Source organism: Burkholderia torrens (assembly GCF_984668525.1).
In genome coordinates this window covers 489,585-511,921 of the sequence record NZ_OZ480212.1, presented here as the reverse complement: position 1 = coordinate 511,921, position 22,337 = coordinate 489,585, and the positions used below count along the sequence as shown (strand labels likewise).

The following is a 22,337-nucleotide window of genomic DNA, read 5'->3' as shown; positions in this document are numbered from 1 at the left end:
GGGCATCGCGCGTCCGACTTGTGCGCAGCAGCGCGGCGCGCATCGCATGAGATTTTGCGCCAATGCGGGTCGGCCGCACGTCGCTTTGCGACAAATCCACGTCCGATCCGACGGCGGTCTGTTCAGACGAAAGCGCCCGTCGCATTCACCGGTAAAAAGCATGACCGTGCAAAAAGCCGTTCGGCGACACCGGACGGCGCACGCCGCGATACCGCACCAACCGCGGAAATCCGCGACGGGCCGCTGTGATACATTCCCCGCAAACACGCTGATAGCGACGTTGCCGCGGGGTCCGCCCATGCCGCACGCGCATGCCGGTTCGCCTGCCGGCCGTGCTGAAACCGCCTCGATCCGGTGCGATCCGCGATCGATGGACGATAACGATAGCGAGAGGGAGCAAGGCGTTGAACTGGGCATTCGCCGTAATCGGTTTCGTCGTGGGCGGCATCGCCGCCCTGATCGGGGATTTCTCGGCCGCGAACGGCTCGCTGCTCGGGGCCGCCGTCGGGTTCTGCATCGGTCACGCGCTGCAGCAGCACAAGCTCAAGAACAAGCCTGCCGCGCCCGATGCGTTCGCGATGTCCGCGACACCGTCGCCCACGCCGTTGCCGCTCGCCGATCGCGTCGCGCGCCTCGAAGCAACCGTCGACACGCTCACGCGCGAACTCGACACGCTGCGCGCCCAGTTGGCCGGCGCGAAGGCAGGTGCGGCCACCGCCGGCAGCATCGCGCAAACGGCGTCGGCCGGCGCGGCATCCGCGCCGCCGTCGACGCCCGTCCCGACACCGCCCGTACAACCGGCACAACCCGCACAACCTGCCGTCGCGCGGGCAGGCACACCCGCCTCGACCTCTGTACCGGCACCTGCCGCGACGCCCGCGCCGGCAACCGCAGCGCGCCCGGCCGCACCTGCGCCTGCTCCCGCCAATACCATGGCAAGCCCGCCTGCCGCACCGGTCCGCCCTGCCCCGCCCGTGCCGCGCGAACCCGGCATCGTCGACCGTGCTTTCGGCGCCGCGCGCGACTGGCTGCTCGGCGGCAACACGGTCGTGCGCGTCGGGATCATCGTGCTGTTCTTCGGCGTCGCGTTCCTGCTCAAGTACGCGGCCGACAACAACATGCTGCCGATCGAGTTCCGCCTCGCGGGCACGGCGCTCGCCGCGGCCGCGCTGCTCGCGATCGGCTGGCGCGTGCGTGCGCGCCGCGCGGCATACGGCCTCGTGCTGCAGGGCGGCGGCATCGGCATCCTGTACCTGACGATCTTCGCCGCAACCAAGCTTTACGCGCTGCTGCCCGTCGGCGCCGCGTTCCCGCTGATGGTCGCGGTCTGCGCGCTGAGCGCGTTTCTCGCGGTGCGGCAGAACGCACTGCCGCTCGCGTTCATGGGCAGTGCGGGTGGCTTCCTCGCGCCGGTGCTGTTGTCGACCGGCCAGGGCAATCATGTGGCGCTGTTCAGCTACTACGCATTGCTGAATGCGGGCATCTTCGCGATCGCGTGGTTCAAGGCGTGGCGCCCGCTGAACCTGCTCGGCTTCGTGTTCACGTTCACGATCGGCTCGGCGTGGGGCGTGACGGCCTATCGTCCCGCGCTGTTCGCAAGCACCGAACCGTTCCTGATCCTGTTCTTCCTGATGTACGTCGGCATCGCACTGCTGTATGCGGTGAAACGCGAACTCGCGCTGCGGCACTACGTGGACGGCACGCTCGTGTTCGGCACGCCGATCGTCGCGACCGCGCTGCAGGCATCGCTCGTGAAGGGCATGCCGTTCGGGCTCGCGTGGAGCGCCGTCGCGCTGTCCGCGTTCTACGTCGCGGTCGCGGCATGGCTCGCGCGGCGCCGCGACCGCCTCGGGCTGCTGTTCGAATCGATGCTCGCGCTTGCGGTCATCTTTGCGACGCTGGCCGTGCCGCTCGCCTTCTCGGGCCCGACGACCAGCGCCGCATGGGCGATCGAAGGCGCGGCCGTCGTGTGGCTCGGCGCGCGCCAGAAACGCCTGCTGGCGTTCGGCTTCGGTCTGCTGATGCAGGTCGCCGCGGCCGGCGCGTTCTTCACCAGCCTGCTCGGGCCGGCCGACGCCACCACGCTGCCCGTGCTCAACGGCCCCTACATCGCGATGCTGCTGATCGCGCTCGCCGGCCTGTTCACCGGCTGGTGGCTGCACGGACGCGACGAAGCGCGCGCGTGGCATGCATGGATGCCCGAGATCGGCGCCGCTGCCGCCGCGTGGGGGCTGCTGTGGTGGGTCAGCGGCGGGCTGCACGAGATCCTCGTCCATGCGAGCCGTCACGTCGACCTGCATGTCGATCGCTTCGTCGTCGATACGACCACGCTGTTCGCGGTCGGCACCGCGTGGCTCGCCCATGTCGCGCGCCGCCGGCTCAAGTGGCCGCTCGCCGAATGGCCCGCGCTTGCGCTGACGCCGGTGCTCGCGCTGCTCGCGCTCCGTGCGTTCGACGCACACGAAGCACCGCTGTCGGGGATGGGTGCGTTCGCGTGGCCCGTCGCCGTCGGCGCAGCGCTCGCGCTGCTGCGGCGCCAGTCGCGCGGCACGGCCGGCGCCGATACCGCGAACGGCACGGTACCGTCGATCGCCGCCGGCATCATCGCGCCGCTGCATACGCTGACGTTCTGGATCCTGTGCGGGCTGCTGTCGCTCGAAGGCTTCTGGCGCCTGCGCGCGTTCGTCCCCGAAGGCGCATGGAGCTGGAGCGCATGGGCGTACGGCTTCGGCGCACTGCTTCTGCTCGTGTCGGGCCCCGGCTCGCGCCTGCGCTGGCCCGTCGCCGCGTTCCCGCGCGCCTACCAGGTATGGGGCGCGGCGCCGCTCGCCGCGCTGCTATGGCTGTGGAGCATCGCGAGCACGATCAGCGACGGCAGCGCCGCACCGCTCTTCTGGCTGCCGCTGCTCAATCCGCTCGACATCGCGCAATGTCTCGTCTTCGTCGCATTCGCCGTGTGGCTGCGCCGCCTGAAAGCGCTCGGCATCACGTGGCATCCGCGCACCGTCGACTATGCAGCCATCGCGACCGTGTTCCTGTGGTTCAACGCGCTGATGCTGCGCACGCTGCACCACCGCTTCCACATGGGTTACGACATCGACACCGTGCTGTCGTCGTTCGGCATCCAGCAGGTGTTCATGGTCGGCTGGAGCCTGTTCGCGTTCGCCGGGATGTGGCTGACGCGCCGCGACGGCATCGCCCGCCTCTGTGCGTTCGCGTCGCTGCCGCTGATCGTCGTGATGTGGGTATGGACCTTCTACGCGAACTTCACGCAGGACGGCGGAAGCTGGGCGCGCGTACCGCTCCTCAACCCGCTCGACCTCGTGCTCGCGGTCGTCTATGCACTCGCTGCGTCGTGGTTCGTCCGCGCGCGCAAGCTCGGCTGGTCGTTCGGCACGTATCGCGTCGAGCTGCTGAGCGCGGCCGGCGCCACCGCGTTCCTGTGGCTGAACGCGATCCTGCTGCGCACGCTGCATCACTGGGCCGGCGTGCCGTACGAATTGGGCGCGATGGCCGAATCGACGCTCGTGCAGGCATCGGTGTCCGTGTACTGGACGCTCTGCGCGCTCGCGATCACGATCTGGGCTACGCGCCGCGGGCTGCGCCCGCTGTGGTTCGTCGGCGCCGCGCTGCTCGCGCTCACGGTCGTCAAGCTGTTCCTGTTCGACCTGTCGCACGTGACCGGGATCGAGCGCATCGTGTCGTTCATCGGTATCGGCGTGCTGCTGCTGTTGATCGGCTATTTCTCGCCGCTGCCGCCGAAGGCTGCCGCGCAACAGGACGACCGGCCATGAAGCGGCTCGCCGCCCTGCTCGGACTGAGCCTGCTCGCGTCGTTCGCGGCGGCCGACGGCACACCTGACGCCGGACGCGTCACGCAACGCTTCGCGCTCGACCTCGACGGCAGCGCCGCGTATTACCAGCTCACCGTGCCGCAGCCCGTGTATGCAGCGAGCCGGCGCGACGATCTCGGCGACGTGCGCATCTTCAACGGCGCGGGCGAACCGGTGCCGTATTCGCTCGACGCACCCGTCGCGGCCACACCCGCGGTGCCGCCGACGCGCGCGCCGGTGCACTGGTTTCCGCTGCCGCCGGCCCGCGCCGATAACGGCGGCGCGCCGCTCGGCGTGACGGTCGGCCCGGACGGCGCGCTGCGCGCGGCGACCGCCGCACCGGCGCGCACGAAGCACGGCGCCGATCTCGTCGACCTGTCGCATACGGACGGCACCCTCGACGCGCTGCTCGTGCACGTGGGCGACGACAGCTACCAGGGGCGCGTCGCGATCGAAGCGAGCGACGACCTGCGCAGCTGGCGGTCGCTCGGCAGCACGCAGTTGCTGAAGGTCGGCCACGGTGACGACATGCTCGTGCAGGAACGCATCGCGCTCGACGGCGCCGCACCGCGCTACCTGCGGCTGGACTGGCTCGACGGCGCGCCCGCGATCGCGTCGATCGACGTCGAGACGCATCCGCGCGACGCGCGCGGTACCGACACCGCGTCCGTGCCGCGCCAGTGGCGCGACGCGGTGCACGTGCGTGCCGGCAGCACACCGGGCGAGTATCTCTTCGACACCGACGGCGCGTATCCGGTCGATCGCGTGCGCATCGACCTGCCGCAGCCGAACACCGTCGCGCGCGCGACGCTGCAGAGCCGTACCGATGCCCAGGCGCCGTGGCGCGACGTCGCGGGCGCCGTGCTGTTCCGGCTGCTGGGCAAGGCCGGCGAGCAACGCAATCCGCCGCTCGAATTCGCGGCGAACACGGATCGCGCGTGGCGGATCGTCGTCGACATGCGCAACGGCGGGTTCGGCGGCGGCCAGCCGGCCGTCGCGATCGGCTGGCATCCGGCCGCGCTGACCTTCGTCGCGCGCGGCACGCCGCCGTTCACGCTCGGCGTCGGCGACGCATCGCTGGTGTCGTCGGCGGTGAGCCGCGATGCGCTGCTGGTCGGCATGGCGCCCGAAGTGCGGCCTGCACGGGTCGGCGCGGCGCTGCCGGTGTCGGCGGTCGCACCAGCGCCGGCCGCCGATACGGACGCGCCGCGCCGCTACGTGCTGTGGGGCGCGCTGGTCGTCGCGGTCGGTGTGCTCGGCACGATCGCATGGCGGCTCGCGAAGGGCGGCGGCGACACGCGCGGCCGCGACGAGTGACGCAACGCGCGTCGTCGCACGCGAGGTTTCCGTTTCCACGCAACCATCTTGTGAAGGCGCGCGTGAAGATCGCGGCGAAGGATCGCGCCAGCGCATAAAAAGCGCGTAAACGTCCGTTCGCCGCGACGCGGCGGGGGTGTCTCGAGGGCCGTACACGAGCGGGAGCGCCACACTCCGCTCACGAGACGCTTACGCGGCAAAACCAGGAACAAGAACAGGAACCGGCGCGCGGCGCTCAGCAGAACGCGTAGCGCCCGTGCTGGCGTGGCCGCCACGGCGACGAGCGGCAGCTCGCGGCGCCGGCCGCGCGACGCGCGGCCCAGCCTGCACCGCGGCGCACGTGCCGGTCGCGCCGGGCCACCGCGACCACGCGCGACGGCAATGCATACGCAAGACGCCGCACGGCCGCGACACGTACTGCCAGCCGCGACGCCGGCGACACGCGGCGCGCGGCGTGCGCGACGGGCCGCTTGCAGAGGATTGCGCTGTCGTAGCGCTTGCCGGCAAAACGCATCACGTCGACGACCTCGAAGCCCTGCGCGCCATAGAACGCCAGCAGGTGTGCAGCGGGATGCGGCGTATCGAGCGCGAGCAGCGTATAGCCGCGCAACGCGGCCCACTGCTCGGCGAACGACAGCAGCAACGCGCCGATCCCGCGGCTCTGGCAATCGGGGTCCACGGCCACCTGGCGCACGCTCGCGACGCCTTCGCGCCGGTACAGCGAGCAGGCCGACGATGGATCGGTTGCATACAGCGTGGCCGTGCCGACGACACGCCCGCCACAGACGGCGACGTAGCACTCGCCGGCTTCCGCACGGCGGCGCGTGACATCTTCGTCCTGATCGACGCACGTGCAGTTGAGCCCCATCGCGCCGAGCCGCGCGAACGCGCGATGCAGCATCGGCGTGAGTTGTGCATAGCTGTCGGATGCCGGATCGAAACGCCGTACGACCACCCGGTCGGCGCACACGGAAGGCGGCGCGGCGGAGGGACGTTCGGCGATCGCGTTCCAGGGTATCGACATTGCAATGCTCCGTGGTTGGGATGCCCGAAGTCTATGAGCGCGCCAGCCGCTGTCGCAAGAAAAAATGTCGTAAAAGTTTGGGGAAACGGGCGTGGCAGACGCGATGAAGATCGCGCTTCCCGCCGCGCCGCACGCGTCGTTGCGAACGCATGAAAGCGCATCGATCGTTGCTCGCGCAAGCAACGCGTCACGCGTCGATATCGACGTCCGGCACGCATGCCGTTGACACGTGCGGCAACGCGATCCAGACTCGCTGCTCCTTCATCGCAATGCGAGCGCCCATGGTCACCTGCTTCCTTCGCTACGTCATCGATCCGTACAAGCTCGCCGAGTTCGAAAGCTACGGCAAGATGTGGATTCCGCTCGTCGAAAAGTTCGGCGGCACGCATCACGGCTACTTCCTGCCGTCCGAAGGCGCGAACGACATCGCACTGGCGATGTTCTCGTTCTCGAGCCTCGCCGAATACGAGCGCTACCGCGAACGCTCGAAGGAGGATCCGGTCTGCCAGGCCGCGTTCCGCTACGCGGAGGAAACCCGCTGCATCGTCAGCTACGAGCGCAGCTTCTTCCGGCCGGTGTTCGAGTAACGGGCAGCGCCACTGCGCATCGCGCCCCGTTTTCCGGCCGAGGACGAAAAAAAGCCCCGCCTGCATCCGCGCGGCGGGGCCAACCCATGTCAGTAGAGACATCATGGAGGAGACGGGCCCATCTTATCGACCGTGGCGCACCGCCCCAACCAAGCATTTCTGCTATCGATCTGCGCGGCCGCGCACACGATTGCCCCCGCCGCGCGGCATATCGATAGAACGAAAAGTCGTTTTCAGAGTGGCGATGGGGTCGTTACCATCTGGTTTTAAGCCTGTGCTTAGCCGGGCAAGCCATCCCCGAGGAGCGCCCCTTGACTGCATTCGATCAACACCGACGCCCGTTCGTCGTCGGCATCGGCGGTACCACCCGAGCCGAGTCGTCCACCGAACGCGCGCTGTCGTTCGCGCTGCGCGGCGCGCAGGCCGCCGGCGCACGGACGCGCCTGTTCGACGGCCCGTTCCTGCATACGCTGCCGCACTACGCCCCCGAACACAAGACGCTGACCGACGCGCAGCGCGAGCTGATCGACGCCGTGCGCCAGGCCGACGCGATCATCATCGCGACGCCCGGCTATCACGGCGGCGTCTCCGGTCTCGTGAAGAACGCCCTCGACACGCTCGAGGAACTGCGCGCCGACGAGCGCCCCTATCTCGACGGCCGTGCGGTCGGCCTGATCGTCACCGCGTACGGCTGGCAGGCGGCCGGCACCGTGCTGACGTCGGTGCGTTCGATCGTCCACGCACTGCGCGGCTGGCCGACACCGTTCGGCGCGACCGTGAACACGCTCGAAACGCGCTTCGAAAGCGCCGACAGCTGCTCGGATCCGAAGGTCGCCGCGCAGCTCGAGACGGTCGGCGCGCAAGCGGCCGAGTTCGCGCTCGCCTTCGCATCGCATCGTGCGGCGTCGCATGCGGCATTGGTCGATGCGCTCGCACCCGTGCTGAAGATCGCCAACCAGTAAGCTCCGATCTCCGCTGCATTGCGCCGCGCGCGCCCGGTCGACGCAGCTCGACGGGCGCGCGCGGCGCTTCTTCCGATGCGTGGCGATGCGCCATGCACGCCGTCGCCTTCCCCGCGCTGCCCCACCCCTGCGTACCGCCCCGATAACGATCCGGCCTGCCGCGTGATTAGCATTGGCCGAAAGATTGGTTCACGGCACCGGCAGGTTTTCGTACGCTGGAAGTCCGAACTTTCTCCGCGCACGCCATGAACCGTACGATCCGCTACAAGGGCTACGAAGTCGCCCCCGCTGCCGCCCGGTTGCCGAACGGGCTGTTCGCCGCCAACCTGACGATCGAGAAGGCGAGCAGCGGCCCGTCGCCGCGCTCCGTGTCGTTCGACGCGATCGATTTCTTCTTCGAGGAAGAGCACGCGCTCGCCTATGCGTCGCGCTGGGGCCGCCTCTGGGTCGACACGAACGCGTGACGCGCGCCTGGCCGGCGCACACATGGCCGCTCGAAAATACGCGATTACGGAAGCTATGCAAGAATCTTTCGACCCGTAATCGAATAACAACAGCCATGAGTGACACGCTGCAGGAAGAGCACGCAGCCGCAGATCACGCTATGCGCAACTGGACCTTCGAGAGGCAAGGTCCGGTCCGGATCGGTTCCGATGCGCACATGCAGATGTTCTGCCGCATGCTGCTCGACACACACAACCCGTACAAGCCGGCCGTGATCGACTGGCCGGCGCTCAAGCCGGACGAACTCAGGCGGCTCACGTCGCTGCCGATCTGGGACATCGCGGTACAGACCGAAGGCCGCGCGTCGATCCGCGTGGCGACCTACGCGGCGACGGTCGACGATCCGCTGCTGCGCCGCGCGCTCGAGATGGACGGCGGCGAGGAAGCGCGCCACAAGGTCGTGCTGTCGAAGCTCGTCGAGGCATACGGCATCCGGCTCGCGCCCGAGCCGGCCTATCCGGCGCCGAAGGATCCCGAATGGTCGTGGATGATGACGGGCTTCAGCGAATGCATCGACAGCTTCTTCGCATTCGGCCTGTTCCGCTCCGCGCAGCGCTCCGGTTACTTCCCGCCCGAACTCGTCGACACCTTCGAGCCCGTGATCCAGGAAGAAGGCCGCCACATCCTGTTCTTCGCGAACTGGTACGCGTGGTACTGGCGCACGATGCCGTGGTGGCGCCGGCCATGGTTCTTCGCGCGTGTCGCGGCCGTGTGGGTGCAACTGATCCGCGACCGCATCGGCATCGCGCGCGGCATCGATGCCGATGGCGTCGCGCGTGATGCAAACTTTCCGGCCACCGGCACGGCGGATATCGGCGACGCGCTGAACCCGCGCGAGCTCATCGAGCTGTGTCTGGCCGAGAACGACAGGCGCATGGCCGGTTACGACAGGCGCCTGCTGCGCCCGATGTTCGTGCCGCGCATGGCGCGGTTCGCGCTGCGGTTTCTGAAGAAGTAACGCCGGGCTGGCTGCCGCCGGTCATGCCGGCCGGCACGCCTTCGTGGCCGGAGGCGAGCGACCGGTTCGGCCTCGTGTCCGCCGATCGGATGTGGCGCGCCCGATACACTCACTCCATCCCTTTTTTCTTGCGACGCTTCGGTCCACCCCAGCGGGCCGGACACATTGTCGCACCCGGAATCTGACATTTAGGGGCGCCGTCCCCGGCGCTCATCGGCGGTCTGTTACGCCCGTGTCGACGCCGTGCGGGATACCGCGGCGGGACCGCCTCCCCGGGTTGCCCGGCACGCTCCCCAATTCCGCTCAAGTTCAGATATGGCCGATATCGTCAATAGGACAAATCCGATAGTTGAGTGCTGACGACACAATCCATCGTTTTGTAGCAATTTATTACAAATTCCACGAACCAGACCGCCCGGAACGCCCGCCACACGGGCGCCCGCGCCGGGCGGGATGCGCAAATCGGCACAGCCGGATGTTCTCAATTTCAAATTTAATTGATTTACATAAATAAGATTAATACAAAAACCAATTTCCAAAAAATCAATAACTTAACAAATTAATATTTTATCCAAAGAGTTATCAACCGAACCTCGAGCTGACATTACACTCCAGAAAGGATTTGCCTGTGCGCAAACGTTTGCTATTTCATTTGTCTTACTTTTCGAGCGTTCCGATGTGTTACCTACCGCACAAAACACACGCAACATATTGATTTGTATGAATAAATTTGGAAGACACCCCGGAAATTCAAACCCTACATCGCACATTCCCATGTCTTTCAAAATCATTCACTCATGACGCATCAAAACGCAACGCATTAACCATCTTTTAACTTTTAAAACACTTTATTTATCACTGTTTGTCAATCTACAAAAACCACCTCCAATAAACTCCGCCCATCAATTTTGAGATTCGCGCGAGCGCACGGAGTAATCCTCTAACAAAAGAGACCGGTGTGTGGCGTGCACATTTGGAGGTAGTAGGACATGAACCGCACATACCGCTCGATCTGGAACGAAGCTCTTGGCGCCTGGGTCGCGGCATCGGAACACGATTCGGCACGGGGCAAGCCGAACAAGTCGGCCGTGGTGAAGGCCGTTGCAACCGCAGTCCTCGCAGCGGGGTCGCTGGCCAGCAACATGGCCCATGCGCAGTACTATGCCGCCGGCGGCGGCTCGACCACGAGTTCCAATTCGGTCGCTATCGGCCCTTCTTCGACGGTCTCGTCCAACAACTCCACGGCGATCGGGGCGGGTGCGACCTCCTCCGACGCCTATGCAACCGCCATCGGCAGTAACGCAACGGCCGGCAACAACAGCAGTACGGCCATTGGCGCCAATGCGGTAGCGAGCGGCGGCAATACGCTGGCGATGGGCCGCTCCGCGACTGCATCCGGCGCGGCCGGGGTCGCACTGGGCCAGGCAGCGACTGCCAACGCCAATTTCGCCACTGCGGTCGGCAGCCAAGCCCTTGCCTCCGGAACAAACTCGGTCGCCATCGGCGGTTCGACGGCAACCGGCACGCCGAGTACCACCCAGACGCTTGCCAATGCCGCCGGCGCCATCGCCATCGGCAACAACGGCGTAGCGGGCGCATCGGCTACCGCGACCAATTCGATTGCGCTCGGCGGTCAATCACTCATCTCCTCGGCCGCGACCTCGGGTATCGCGCTCGGTCGCGGTGCAACCGTCAGCGGCGCCTACGGCATCGCGCAAGGTGATGGCATCGTTTCCGGCGCAACCGGTCAGAACGTCGCAATCGGCTCGTCGGGCACGACCGCCAACAGCGGTACCGCAACCGGCGGCGCCGTGGCCATCGGCCGCGCGCAAACGGCCAGCGGCGACGGCGCGGTCGCGCTCGGCACCAGCAACTCGGCAAGCGGCACGGGTGCGGTCACGCTCGGCAGCGGCAACTCGGCGAACGGCACCGGCGCGGTTGCGCTGGGCAGTGGCAACAGCGTGACGGGTGCGGGTTCGGTCGGTATCGGCAGCGGCGCCACCGCGGCTTATGCGGGTTCGAGCGCAATCGGTGCGTCCTCGTACGCGGGCGGGGCGTCGGCACCTGCCTCCGCTTTCGGGAACGGAAGTTCCGCGACGGCGAACTACGCGACCGCGATCGGTGTCAATGCCAGCGCGGCCGGCGGCGGCAGCGTGGCGCTTGGCGTGGCGACGGCCAGTGCGCTCCAGAGCGTTGCAATCGGCCAGCAAGCCGCGGCTTCCCAGGCCGGAAACATTTCGATCGGTTCGTTTGCGACGGCCAGCGGCAACGGCAATGCGGTCGCGATGGGCTATCAATCTACCGCTTCGGCCGGCAACGCGATGGCGCTTGGCTACCTGTCGACGGCCAACGTGGCAAACTCCGTTGCCCTTGGCAACAATTCGGCGACGATTGGTGCGACTACCACGGCGACCGGCGGCACCAGCTCGGTCACCTCCGCCACGATCGGCGGCCAGACGTTCGGCAACTTTGCCGGCGCAAGTGCTGCCAACGGCGTCGTCAGCGTCGGCACGGCGGGCAACGAGCGTCGCATCCAGAACGTCGCCGCGGGGCTCGTCACGTCGACCAGCACCGATGCGATCAACGGTAGCCAGCTCTACTCGGTAGCAAGCACGACGACGTCGAGCATCACGAGCCTGTCGACGTCGGCTTCGACGGGTCTGTCGTCGGCCAACAGCTCGATCTCGTCGCTGTCGACTTCCACGTCGACGGGTCTGTCGTCTGCTAACAGCTCGATCGGTTCGCTGTCGACGTCGACTTCGACCGGGATCAACTCGCTGTCGACTGGCCTCAGCTCGACCAACAGCTCGGTCACGTCGCTTTCGTCTTCCACGTCGACGGGTCTGTCGTCGGCCAACAGCTCGATCGGTTCGCTGTCGACCTCGACCTCGACTGGCATCAACTCACTGTCGACCGGCCTCAGCTCGGCAAACAGCTCGGTTACGTCGCTGTCGACTTCCACATCGACCGGCCTCTCGTCGGCTAATAGCTCGATCGGTTCGCTGTCGACCTCGACTTCGACTGGCATCAACTCGCTGTCCACTGGCCTCAGCTCGGCAAACAGCTCGGTCACTTCGCTTTCGTCTTCCACGTCGACCGGCCTCTCGTCCGCGAACAGCTCGATCGGCTCGCTGTCGACCTCGACCTCGACTGGCATCAACTCGCTGTCGACCGGCCTCAGCTCGGCAAACAGCTCGGTTACGTCGCTTTCGTCGTCCACGTCGACGGGTCTGTCGTCGGCAAACAGCTCGATCGGTTCGCTGTCGACGTCGACCTCGACCGGCATCAACTCGCTGTCCACTGGCCTCAGCTCGGCAAACAGCTCGGTCACGTCGCTTTCGTCTTCCACGTCGACCGGCCTGTCGTCGGCCAACAGTTCGATCGGTTCGCTGTCGACCTCGACTTCGACCGGCATCAACTCGCTGTCCACTGGCCTCAGCTCGGCAAACAGCTCGGTCACGTCGCTTTCGTCTTCCACGTCGACCGGCCTGTCGTCGGCCAACAGTTCGATCGGTTCGCTGTCGACGTCGACCTCGACCGGCATCAATTCGCTGTCCACCGGCTTGAGCTCAACCAACAGCTCGGTCACGTCGCTTTCGTCGTCCACGTCGACCGGCCTCTCGTCGGCCAACAGCTCGATCGGCTCGCTGTCGACCTCGACTTCGACCGGCATCAATTCGCTGTCCACCGGCCTGAGCTCGACCAATAGCTCGGTCACCTCGCTGTCGACCTCGACCTCGACCGCAATCAACGCCGCGAAGACGCACTACTACAGCGTCAACGACGGTGGCACGCAGAAGGCCAACTACGACAACACCGGCGCAACGGGCACCAACGCCCTCGCGGCTGGCGTGGCTGCAAGCGCCGCAGGTGCGAGTAGCGTTGCCGTCGGCGACACCGCGAACGCGAAGGCGAACGGCGCAGTCGCCATCGGCCAGAACGCCACGGCCAACAATGCAGGCGACGTCGCACTCGGCAGCGGCTCCACCACGTCGACGGCGAACCCGACGCCGACCGGCACCATCGGCGGTGTAACCGCAACGTTCGCGGGTGGCAATCCAACCAGCGTGGTCAGCGTCGGCAAACCTGGCGCCGAGCGTCAGGTCACCAACGTTGCAGCCGGTCAAATCACCGCAAACAGCACCGATGCGATCAATGGCTCGCAGCTGTTCGCAACCAATTCGATCGTCGACTCGCTGTCGACCACGGTGTCGACGTCCGGCAGCGCCATTGCCTCGCTTTCGACCGGCATCACGTCGCTGTCCACGGGCCTCAGCTCGACCAACAGCTCGGTGACATCGCTGTCCTCCTCGACCTCGACCGGTCTGTCGTCGGCGAATAGCTCGATCACGTCCCTGTCCACGTCGACCTCGACGGGCCTGTCCTCGGCGAACAGCTCGATCACGTCGCTGTCGACTTCGACTTCGACGGGTCTGTCGTCCGCGAATAGCTCGATCACCTCGCTGTCGACCTCCACGTCGACCGGCCTCTCGTCGGCAAACAGCTCCATCACGTCGCTGTCCACGTCGACTTCGACGGGTCTGTCGTCGGCGAATAGCTCGATTTCGTCCCTGTCGACCTCCACGTCGACGGGCCTCTCGTCGGCCAACAGTTCCATCGGTTCGCTGTCGACTGGCCTCAGCTCGACCAACAGCTCGGTCACGTCGCTGTCGACTTCGACCTCGACTGGCCTCTCGTCGGCTAACAGCTCCATCACGTCGCTGTCCACGTCGACTTCGACCGGCCTGTCCTCGGCCAACAGCTCGATTACGTCGCTGTCCACGTCGACTTCGACGGGTCTGTCGTCCGCGAATAGCTCGATCACCTCGCTCTCGACCTCGACTTCGACGGGCCTCTCGTCGGCGAATAGCTCGATCACCTCGCTGTCCACGTCGACTTCTACCGGCCTGTCGTCGGCCAACAGCTCGATCACGTCGTTGTCCACGTCGACTTCGACGGGTCTGTCGTCCGCGAATAGCTCGATCACCTCGCTCTCGACCTCGACTTCGACGGGCCTCTCGTCGGCGAATAGCTCCATCACCTCGCTGTCGACTTCGACGTCGACCGGCCTGTCGTCGGCCAACAGCTCCATCACGTCGCTGTCCACGTCGACCTCGACCGGCCTGTCGTCCGCTAACAGCTCGATCACGTCGTTGTCGACCTCGACGTCGACCGGCCTCTCGTCGGCCAATAGCTCGATCACGTCGCTGTCCACCTCGACTTCGACGGGCTTGTCGTCGGCTAACAGTTCGATCGATTCGCTGTCGACTTCGACCTCGACCGGTCTGTCCTCGGCGAATAGCTCGATCACCTCGCTGTCCACGTCGACTTCGACGGGCCTGTCGTCGGCAAACAGCTCGATCACGTCCCTGTCCACGTCGACCTCGACGGGCCTCTCGTCGGCGAATAGCTCGATCACCTCGCTGTCGACCTCCACGTCGACCGGCCTGTCCTCGGCCAACAGCTCGATCACGTCGTTGTCCACGTCGACTTCGACGGGCCTGTCGTCGGCAAACAGCTCGATCACGTCCCTGTCCACGTCAACCTCGACGGGCCTGTCGTCGGCGAATAGCTCGATCACCTCGCTGTCGACCTCCACGTCGACCGGCCTCTCGTCGGCAAACAGCTCCATCACGTCGCTGTCCACGTCGACTTCGACGGGTCTGTCGTCGGCGAATAGCTCGATCACGTCCCTGTCGACCTCGACTTCGACCGGTCTGTCGTCCGCCAACAGCTCGATCACGTCGCTGTCCACCTCGACTTCGACGGGCTTGTCGTCGGCAAACAGCTCGATCGGCTCCCTGTCGACTTCAACGTCGACGGGCCTCTCCTCGGCGAACAGCTCCATTACGTCCCTGTCCACGTCGACTTCGACGGGTCTGTCCTCGGCAAACAGCTCGATCACGTCGCTGTCCACGTCGACCTCGACGGGCCTGTCGTCGGCAAACAGCTCCATCACGTCGCTGTCCACGTCGACTTCGACCGGCCTGTCGTCGGCTAATAGCTCGATCACGTCCCTGTCCACGTCGACCTCGACCGGCTTGTCGTCGGCTAACAGTTCGATCACGTCACTGTCCACCTCGACGTCGACGGGCCTCTCGTCGGCTAACAGCTCGATCACCTCGCTCTCGACCTCGACGTCGACGGGCCTCTCGTCGGCCAACAGCTCGATCACGTCGCTGTCCACCTCGACCTCGACCGGCTTGTCGTCGGCTAACAGTTCGATCGATTCGCTGTCGACTTCGACGTCGACCGGCCTCTCGTCGGCGAATAGCTCGATCACGTCCCTGTCCACGTCGACTTCGACCGGCTTGTCGTCGGCCAATAGCTCGATCACCTCGCTGTCCACGTCGACTTCTACCGGCCTGTCGTCGGCCAACAGCTCGATCACGTCGTTGTCCACGTCGACTTCGACTGGCCTGTCGTCGGCTAACAGCTCGATCACGTCCCTGTCCACGTCGACCTCGACGGGCCTGTCGTCGGCTAACAGCTCGATCACGTCGCTGTCCACGTCGACCTCGACGGGCCTGTCGTCGGCAAACAGCTCCATCACGTCGCTGTCCACCTCGACTTCGACGGGTCTGTCCTCGGCCAACAGCTCGATCACCTCGCTGTCCACGTCGACTTCGACGGGTCTGTCCTCGGCAAACAGCTCCATCACGTCGCTGTCCACGTCGACCTCGACCGGCTTGTCGTCCGCGAACAGCTCGATCACGTCGCTGTCCACGTCGACCTCGACCGGCTTGTCGTCGGCTAACAGTTCGATCGATTCGCTGTCGACTTCGACGTCGACCGGCCTCTCGTCGGCGAATAGCTCGATCACGTCCCTGTCCACGTCGACTTCGACCGGCTTGTCGTCGGCCAATAGCTCGATCACGTCGTTGTCCACGTCGACTTCGACGGGCCTGTCGTCGGCAAACAGCTCGATCACGTCCCTGTCCACGTCGACCTCGACGGGCCTGTCGTCGGCTAACAGCTCGATTACCTCGCTGTCGACCTCCACCTCGACGGGCCTGTCGTCGGCTAACAGCTCGATCACGTCCCTGTCCACGTCGACCTCGACGGGCCTGTCGTCGGCTAACAGCTCGATTACCTCGCTGTCGACCTCCACCTCGACGGGCCTGTCGTCGGCTAACAGCTCGATCACGTCCCTGTCGACCTCGACGTCGACCGGCTTGTCGTCGGCTAACAGCTCGATTACCTCGCTGTCCACCTCGACCTCGACGGGCCTGTCGTCGGCAAACAGCTCCATCACGTCGCTGTCCACGTCGACTTCGACGGGCCTGTCGTCGGCAAACAGCTCGATCACGTCCCTGTCCACGTCGACCTCGACGGGCCTGTCGTCGGCAAACAGCTCCATCACGTCGCTGTCGACTTCGACTTCGACGGGCCTGTCGTCGGCAAACAGCTCGATCACGTCCCTGTCCACGTCGACTTCGACCGGCTTGTCGTCGGCCAATAGCTCGATCACCTCGCTGTCGACGTCGACCTCGACCGGCCTGTCGTCGGCGAACAGCTCCATCACCTCGCTGTCCACGTCGACTTCGACTGGCATCAACTCGTTGTCGACCGGCCTGAGCAGCACGAACAGCTCGGTGTCGTCGCTGTCGACCTCAACGTCGACGGGCTTGTCGTCGGCGAATAGCTCCATCACCTCGCTGTCCACCTCGACTTCGACCGGCATCAACTCGCTGTCCACCGGTCTGAGCAGCACGAACAGCTCGGTGTCGTCGCTGTCGACCTCCACGTCGACGGGCCTGTCGTCCGCCAACAGCTCGATCAGCTCGCTGTCGACCTCGACCTCGACCGGCCTGTCGTCGGCGAACAGCTCGATCACGTCCCTGTCGACCTCGACGTCGACCGGCATCAGCTCGCTGTCGACCGGCCTGAGCAGCACCAACAGCACGATCCTGTCCCTGTCGACCTCGACGTCGACCGGCATCGGCTCGCTGTCCACCGGCCTGAGCAGCACGAACAGCTCGGTGTCGTCGCTGTCGACCTCGACCTCGACCGCGATCAACGCCGCGAAGACGCACTACTACAGCGTCAACGACAACGGCGTGCAGCAAGCCAACTACGACAACACGGGCGCCACCGGCACCAACGCCCTCGCCGCCGGCGTGAACGCCAGCGCGGCAGGCGCCAGCAGCGTGGCAGTCGGCGACGGCTCGAACGCGCAGTCGGCGGGCGCCGTCGCGATCGGCCAGAACGCCTCGGCGACGGGCGGCAAGGCGGTATCGATCGGCTCCGGCAACACGGCGTCCGGCGACGGCGCGGTCGCGATCGGCGACCCGAGCATCGCGACGGGCACCGGCGCGGTGGCGTTGGGCGCGAACGACACGGCGACCGGCAACGGCGCGGTGGCGCTCGGCAACGCGAACACGGCAACCGGCGCCAGCGCGCTCGCCCTCGGCAGCTCGAACCAGGCCACCGCGGACAACACGATCGCGCTGGGCAGCCAGGCCACGGCCAGCGCCACCGGCGCTCAGGCCTACGGCTCGGCCGCCAAGGCCACGGCCGCCGACGCGCTCGCCTTCGGCACGAACGCGCAAGCGAACGTCGCGAACTCGATCGCACTCGGTGCCAACTCGGTCACGGCCGCGGCAGTCGGCACCTCGGGCGCCACGATCGGCGGCGTCACGTACTCCTTCGCGGGCAGCTCGCCGGTTGGCGTGGTCAGCGTCGGCGCACCGGGCCAGGAACGCCAGGTCACGAACGTCGCCGCGGGCCGGATCTCGGCCACGAGCACGGACGCGATCAACGGCAGCCAGCTGAACGCGACGAACAACGCGATCAACACGCTGTCGACGTCCACCGCGTCGAACGTCGCGTCGCTGTCGACCGGCATCAACTCGCTGTCGACCGGCCTGAGCACGACGAACAGCAACGTGGCGTCGCTGTCCACGTCGACCTCGACCGCGATCAACTCGCTGTCGACGGGCCTGAGCACGACGAACAGCAACGTCAACTCGCTGTCGACATCGACCTCGACGGGCATCGGTTCGCTGTCCACCGGCCTGAGCACGACGAACAGCAACGTGGCGTCGCTGTCGACCGGCGTGAACAACATCAACAACACGCTGAACTCGCTGTCGACGACGATCAACAACAACACGACGCGTGCGGTGAACAACAACGGCATCGCGGCCGACATGAACGGCAAGGGCACCGACGTCCCGACCGTCACCGCCGGCTCGAACTCGGTAGCGATCGGTGCGGGTTCGAATGACGGCGGCCGCTCGAACGTGGTGTCGGTCGGCAGCGACCAGCAGCAGCGCCAGATCACGAACGTCGCGCCGGGTACGCAAGGCACCGACGCGGTGAACGTGAACCAGCTGACGCAGGTGCAGACGACGCTGTCGACGGCACTGTCGGGCCAGCAGGCGCAGATCAACTCGCTGGGTTCGCAACTGCAGCAGACCGACCAGATGGCGAAGCAGGGTATCGCGGCCGTCGGCGCGATGGCGTCGATCCCGCAGCTCGATCGCGACGCCAACTTCGGGATGGGCGTGGGCACGTCGACCTTCCTCGGCCAGAAGGCGATGGCGGTCAACATGCAGGCGCGCATCACGGAGAACCTGAAGGCGTCGATCAACGGCGGCTTCAGCGGCGGTCAGAAGGTGATCGGCGCCGGCATGCTGTACCAGTGGAAGTAACGCGTCGCGCCGCCCGCCGCCCGGCTCGCCAGCCGGACGGCCTGCGGCCCCGACAGCAGGACGGGCCCGCCGCACACCCTGCGGCGGGCCCGGTCAACCCAAGCTTTAAGGACGTTACCGTGAACAAACTCGCTCTTGCGCTCGCGCTTTCCGCAACGGTCCTCGCCGCGTGCTCGACCGCCTCCGGCCCGACCTTCAGCGCCTCCGAACTGCAGCCGCGCGACGGCGTGCGCACGTTCCAGGTGGACTGCCACGGCCTGCTGTCGGGCCCGCAGACCTGCATGAAGGCCGCCCGAAAGATCTGCGGCGACGAGCCCGTGCGCGCCGTCGATTCGGCCCGCGCGCTGCGCAACAAATCCGATCCGGCCACGCTGGTCTTCCAGTGCGGCGCGGCGCCGGCCGAAGCGGCCTCGGCCGCCGCACCGGCAACCGCCGCCGTCGAACAGGTGAACCTGTCGGGCGACGCGCTGTTCGCCACCGATCACGCGACGCTCGCGCCGACCGCGCGCGAATCGCTCGACCGGCTGCTGAACGAGCGCAAGGACCACGCCTACTCGCAGGTGACGGTCACCGGCTTTACCGACTCGGTCGGCAGCGACGACTACAACCTCGCGCTGTCGAAGCGCCGCGCCGAATCGGTTGCCGCCTATCTGAAGGCACACGGCCTGAAGACCGACTCGATGACGGTGTCGGGCCGCGGCAAGGCCGATCCGGTCGCATCGAACGCGACGCCCGAAGGCCGCGCGAGCAACCGCCGCGTCGAAATCCGGCTGCAGCACTGAGCAGCCGGCCGCCGCACCTGCGGCGGCCGATCCGGCAGGCCGCCAGCGCCGCGCTGGACAACGCGGGCGCCGCAACGCCGGCGCCCCGCTCCCGTGGGCCGGCGGGGATGTCAAAGTTCGTCACGTCCTGCCAAAACCGGCGATTTCCATGCCACAATCGCCGCAGACAGTCGCCGGGGCAGCCCGCCCGAATCGCGCGCCGCGCCAGGCGTGCCCGACGACACGCCGGAATCCGGCTGCCGCCCTCGCGAACCTCGTCGCCCGATTCGCGTGCCGCGGCGCACCGGCGCGAATCCAACCATGACAACCCACGGCGCGCCGCTTCCAGGCCAGACGCTCGACGCGATGCCCGGACGCACGACGCCGCAGAGGAAACCAACCGGTGACGGACATCAATGAAGCCGCCGCGGGCGGCACCCGCAAGCAACGGCCGGCGGTCGGCATCTCGCTGTTTGCGCGCGACGGCCAGGCGATCTGGGAAAACGGCATTCACCAGAACATCGCGTTCCTCGCGATGATGCTCAAGCGCTCGGATCGCGTCGGCCCCGTCTACTTCCTGAACGGCGGCGATGCGAACGCGCTGCCGGCCGGCCTCGAACTCGACGGCCTCGACATCCCGCTCGTGAAACCCGCCGACGTCACGCACGAACTCGACGTCGTGATCGAAATGGGCGCGCAGTTGCCGGTCGAATGGCTCCGGCACATGAAGGCACTCGGCAAGAAGATCGCCGCGTTCTTCTGCGGGCACGTCTATGCGGGCCTGTGCGAAACGCCGATCTTCGGGAAACCGTCGGGACACGTGTTCAACGGCGCGCCATTCGACGAAGTATGGCTGCTGCCGCAATACGACAAGACCGCGGCGCCGATGCTGCAGACCATCCTGCGTGCGCCCGTCCACCTGATGCCGCACATCTGGTCGCCGTACTTCCTCGAGCGCCGCGTCGCCGTGATCGCCGGCGAAGGTGCGACGTTCGGCTATCAGCCCGGCGCCCGCCCGTGGCGCCTCGCGATGCTCGAACCGAACATCTCGGTCGCGAAGTCCTGCCACTACCCGATGCTCGCGTGCGACGAGTTCTACCGTGCGCGGCCGGACGCGGTGCAGCACATGTTCGTCGTCAACGCGATGCACATGAAGGAGCATCCGACCTTCGTGCACTTCGCGAACAGCCTCGATCTCGTGCGCCAGCACAAGGCGACCTTCGAACCGCGCCTCGACCTACCGGGCTTCATGGCGCGCCACGCGGATGCGGTCGTGTCGCACCACTGGGAAAACGGGCAGAACTATCTGTATTACGACGTGCTGTACGGCGGCTATCCGCTGATCCACAACTCGACGCTGATCGGCGACGCCGGCTATTACTATCCGGACTTCGATTCGGCCGCCGGCGGCCGCGCGCTGCTCGAAGCGTGGCTGCATCACGACGAACGCCTCGACGATTACCGCGCGAAGGCGAACCGGCTGCTGCAGTCGGTCTCGATCGACAACCCCGCGAACCTCGACGCGTTCGTCTCGCGTCTGGTCGCCTGAACCGGAGCATACGCATGTCGGACTCCAATGCCCGTCAAGCGCCCGGCGAGGGCAAGCGTCTCGTCGTCGGCGTGTCGCTGTTCGTGCGCGGCGCCGGCCAGTCGCTGTGGGAAAACGGCATCTTCCAGAACTGCCTGCTGCTGATCCTGCTGCTGCGCCAGTCGCCGCTCGTCGCGGAAGCGGTAATGGTGAATGGCGGCGAGCAGGTCGCCGATCCGCAGATGATGCTCGGCGAGTGGGACGTGCCGCTGCTGTCGATGGACGAAGCGCTCGAGCGCTGCGACGTGCTGATCGAGATGAGCGCGCAGTTCGGCGCGGACTACCTGCGCGCGTTCCGCGATCGCGGCGGCAAGGTCGTCACGATGCGGGTCGGCAACGACTACGTGATCGACATCGAACGCGCGATGTTCGACAAGCCGTCGGGCTTCCTGTTCTCGGGCGCGCCGTACGACGCTGTGTGGACGATTCCCGAGTTCGAGCGCTCGTGCCTGCACTATTACCAGACCGGCCTGCGCGCGCCCGTCACGATCGTTCCGCACATCTGGCATCCGATGCTGTTCGACAAGGCGCGCGCGACGCTCGGCGCCGGTTTGACGTTCGGCTATCAGCCCGGCAAGCCGCGCTGGCGCGTGACGATGTTCGAGCCGAACATCTGCATGGTGAAGACGAGTGTCATTCCGATGCTGGTCACGGAAGAGGCGTACCGCGCCAATCCGGCGTTCCTCGAGTTCGTGCGCGTGTGCAACACGATCCACCTGAAGGATCACGCGACGTTCGTCCACTTCGCGAAGAGCCTCGACATCGTGAACCACGGCATCACGACGTTCGAAAGCCGCTATGCGGTGTACGAGTTCATGGCCGCGTACGGCGACGCGGTGGTGTCGCACACATGGGAAAACGCGCAGAACTACCTGTACTACGAACTGCTGTACGGCGACTATCCGCTGATCCACAACTCGCCGTTCCTCGGCAAGGCCGGGTATTTCTATCCGGACTTCGACTGCCAGGCGGGCGGCCGCGCGCTGCTACAGGCGTTCGCCGAGCACGATGCGAATCTCGACGCCTATCGCGAGCAGTCGAAGCACGTGCTCGATTCGGTCAGCATCTACAACCCCGAGAACGTCGCGGCCTATACGGACGCGATCGCTTCCCTCTATCGCGACGCGTGACGCGCCGCCCATTACGGA

General features: G+C 66.4%; 11 protein-coding genes. 10 read left to right on the top strand and 1 reads right to left on the bottom strand.

All coding sequences use genetic code 11. The annotated features are described in order from the left end of the window. Positions 1-404: 404 nt before the first annotated feature. Together AC5LXX_RS18600 and AC5LXX_RS18595 are read left to right on the top strand one after the other, a co-directional pair. Entirely contained in the window at positions 405-3,794 is a 3,390-nt protein-coding gene (locus AC5LXX_RS18600; protein WP_493412603.1) for a DUF2339 domain-containing protein, read from the top strand. After that, entirely contained in the window at positions 3,791-5,149 is a 1,359-nt protein-coding gene (locus AC5LXX_RS18595; RefSeq protein WP_493412602.1) for a DUF3999 domain-containing protein, read from the top strand. The genes AC5LXX_RS18600 and AC5LXX_RS18595 overlap by 4 nt, the downstream gene beginning before the upstream one ends. 235 nt (positions 5,150-5,384) lie before the next feature. On the opposite strand, the gene AC5LXX_RS18590 is transcribed toward AC5LXX_RS18595, so the two are convergent. Next, complete coding sequence (locus AC5LXX_RS18590) at positions 5,385-6,173, bottom strand: GNAT family N-acetyltransferase (RefSeq protein ID WP_493412601.1); 789 nt, start codon at positions 6,171-6,173, stop codon at positions 5,385-5,387. 281 nt (positions 6,174-6,454) lie between these two features. Here AC5LXX_RS18590 and AC5LXX_RS18585 point away from each other — a divergent pair, with 281 nt between their 5' ends. From AC5LXX_RS18585 to AC5LXX_RS18550, 8 genes are all read left to right on the top strand, one after another. Then, positions 6,455-6,760 carry an NIPSNAP family protein gene (locus AC5LXX_RS18585; RefSeq protein WP_493412600.1) on the top strand — a complete coding sequence of 102 codons (306 nt, stop codon included), beginning with the start codon at positions 6,455-6,457 and terminating at the stop codon, positions 6,758-6,760. Positions 6,761-7,071: 311 nt separating this feature from the next. After that, a complete protein-coding gene (locus tag AC5LXX_RS18580) occupies positions 7,072-7,722 on the top strand; it encodes an NADPH-dependent FMN reductase (protein WP_493412599.1) in 651 nt (216 codons plus the stop codon). Between the two features lie 245 nt (positions 7,723-7,967). Then, the gene (locus AC5LXX_RS18575; protein WP_124457124.1) at positions 7,968-8,186 is read left to right on the top strand and encodes a transcriptional regulator; all 219 of its coding nucleotides are present in this window, start codon (positions 7,968-7,970) and stop codon (positions 8,184-8,186) included. A gap of 95 nt (positions 8,187-8,281) precedes the next feature. After that, entirely contained in the window at positions 8,282-9,184 is a 903-nt protein-coding gene (locus AC5LXX_RS18570; protein WP_124457123.1) for a ferritin-like domain-containing protein, read from the top strand. A gap of 989 nt (positions 9,185-10,173) precedes the next feature. Beyond that, positions 10,174-18,840: an ESPR-type extended signal peptide-containing protein gene (locus AC5LXX_RS18565; RefSeq protein WP_493413378.1), complete on the top strand. Its 8,667-nt coding sequence runs from the start codon at positions 10,174-10,176 to the stop codon at positions 18,838-18,840. A 119-nt stretch (positions 18,841-18,959) separates the two neighbouring features. Continuing rightward, positions 18,960-19,622: an OmpA family protein gene (locus AC5LXX_RS18560; RefSeq protein WP_493412598.1), complete on the top strand. Its 663-nt coding sequence runs from the start codon at positions 18,960-18,962 to the stop codon at positions 19,620-19,622. A gap of 382 nt (positions 19,623-20,004) precedes the next feature. Continuing rightward, positions 20,005-21,150, top strand: coding sequence for a DUF2827 domain-containing protein (locus tag AC5LXX_RS18555; protein WP_493412597.1), 1,146 nt, complete (start codon positions 20,005-20,007; stop codon positions 21,148-21,150). A gap of 14 nt (positions 21,151-21,164) precedes the next feature. Further along, positions 21,165-22,319 carry a DUF2827 domain-containing protein gene (locus AC5LXX_RS18550; RefSeq protein ID WP_493412596.1) on the top strand — a complete coding sequence of 385 codons (1,155 nt, stop codon included), beginning with the start codon at positions 21,165-21,167 and terminating at the stop codon, positions 22,317-22,319. The last annotated feature ends 18 nt before the right edge of the window (positions 22,320-22,337 follow it).

Excerpts from the sequence above, each read along its gene's own strand:
- AC5LXX_RS18595 (WP_493412602.1), top strand. The coding sequence starts at position 3,791 with ATGAAGCGGCTCGCCGCCCTGCTCGGACTGAGCCTGCTCGCGTCGTTC.
- AC5LXX_RS18590 (WP_493412601.1), bottom strand. The coding sequence starts at position 6,173 with ATGTCGATACCCTGGAACGCGATCGCCGAACGTCCCTCCGCCGCGCCG.
- AC5LXX_RS18585 (WP_493412600.1), top strand. The coding sequence starts at position 6,455 with ATGGTCACCTGCTTCCTTCGCTACGTCATCGATCCGTACAAGCTCGCC.
- AC5LXX_RS18575 (WP_124457124.1), top strand. The coding sequence starts at position 7,968 with ATGAACCGTACGATCCGCTACAAGGGCTACGAAGTCGCCCCCGCTGCC.
- AC5LXX_RS18570 (WP_124457123.1), top strand. The coding sequence starts at position 8,282 with ATGAGTGACACGCTGCAGGAAGAGCACGCAGCCGCAGATCACGCTATG.
- AC5LXX_RS18565 (WP_493413378.1), top strand. The coding sequence starts at position 10,174 with ATGAACCGCACATACCGCTCGATCTGGAACGAAGCTCTTGGCGCCTGG.
- AC5LXX_RS18550 (WP_493412596.1), top strand. The coding sequence starts at position 21,165 with ATGTCGGACTCCAATGCCCGTCAAGCGCCCGGCGAGGGCAAGCGTCTC.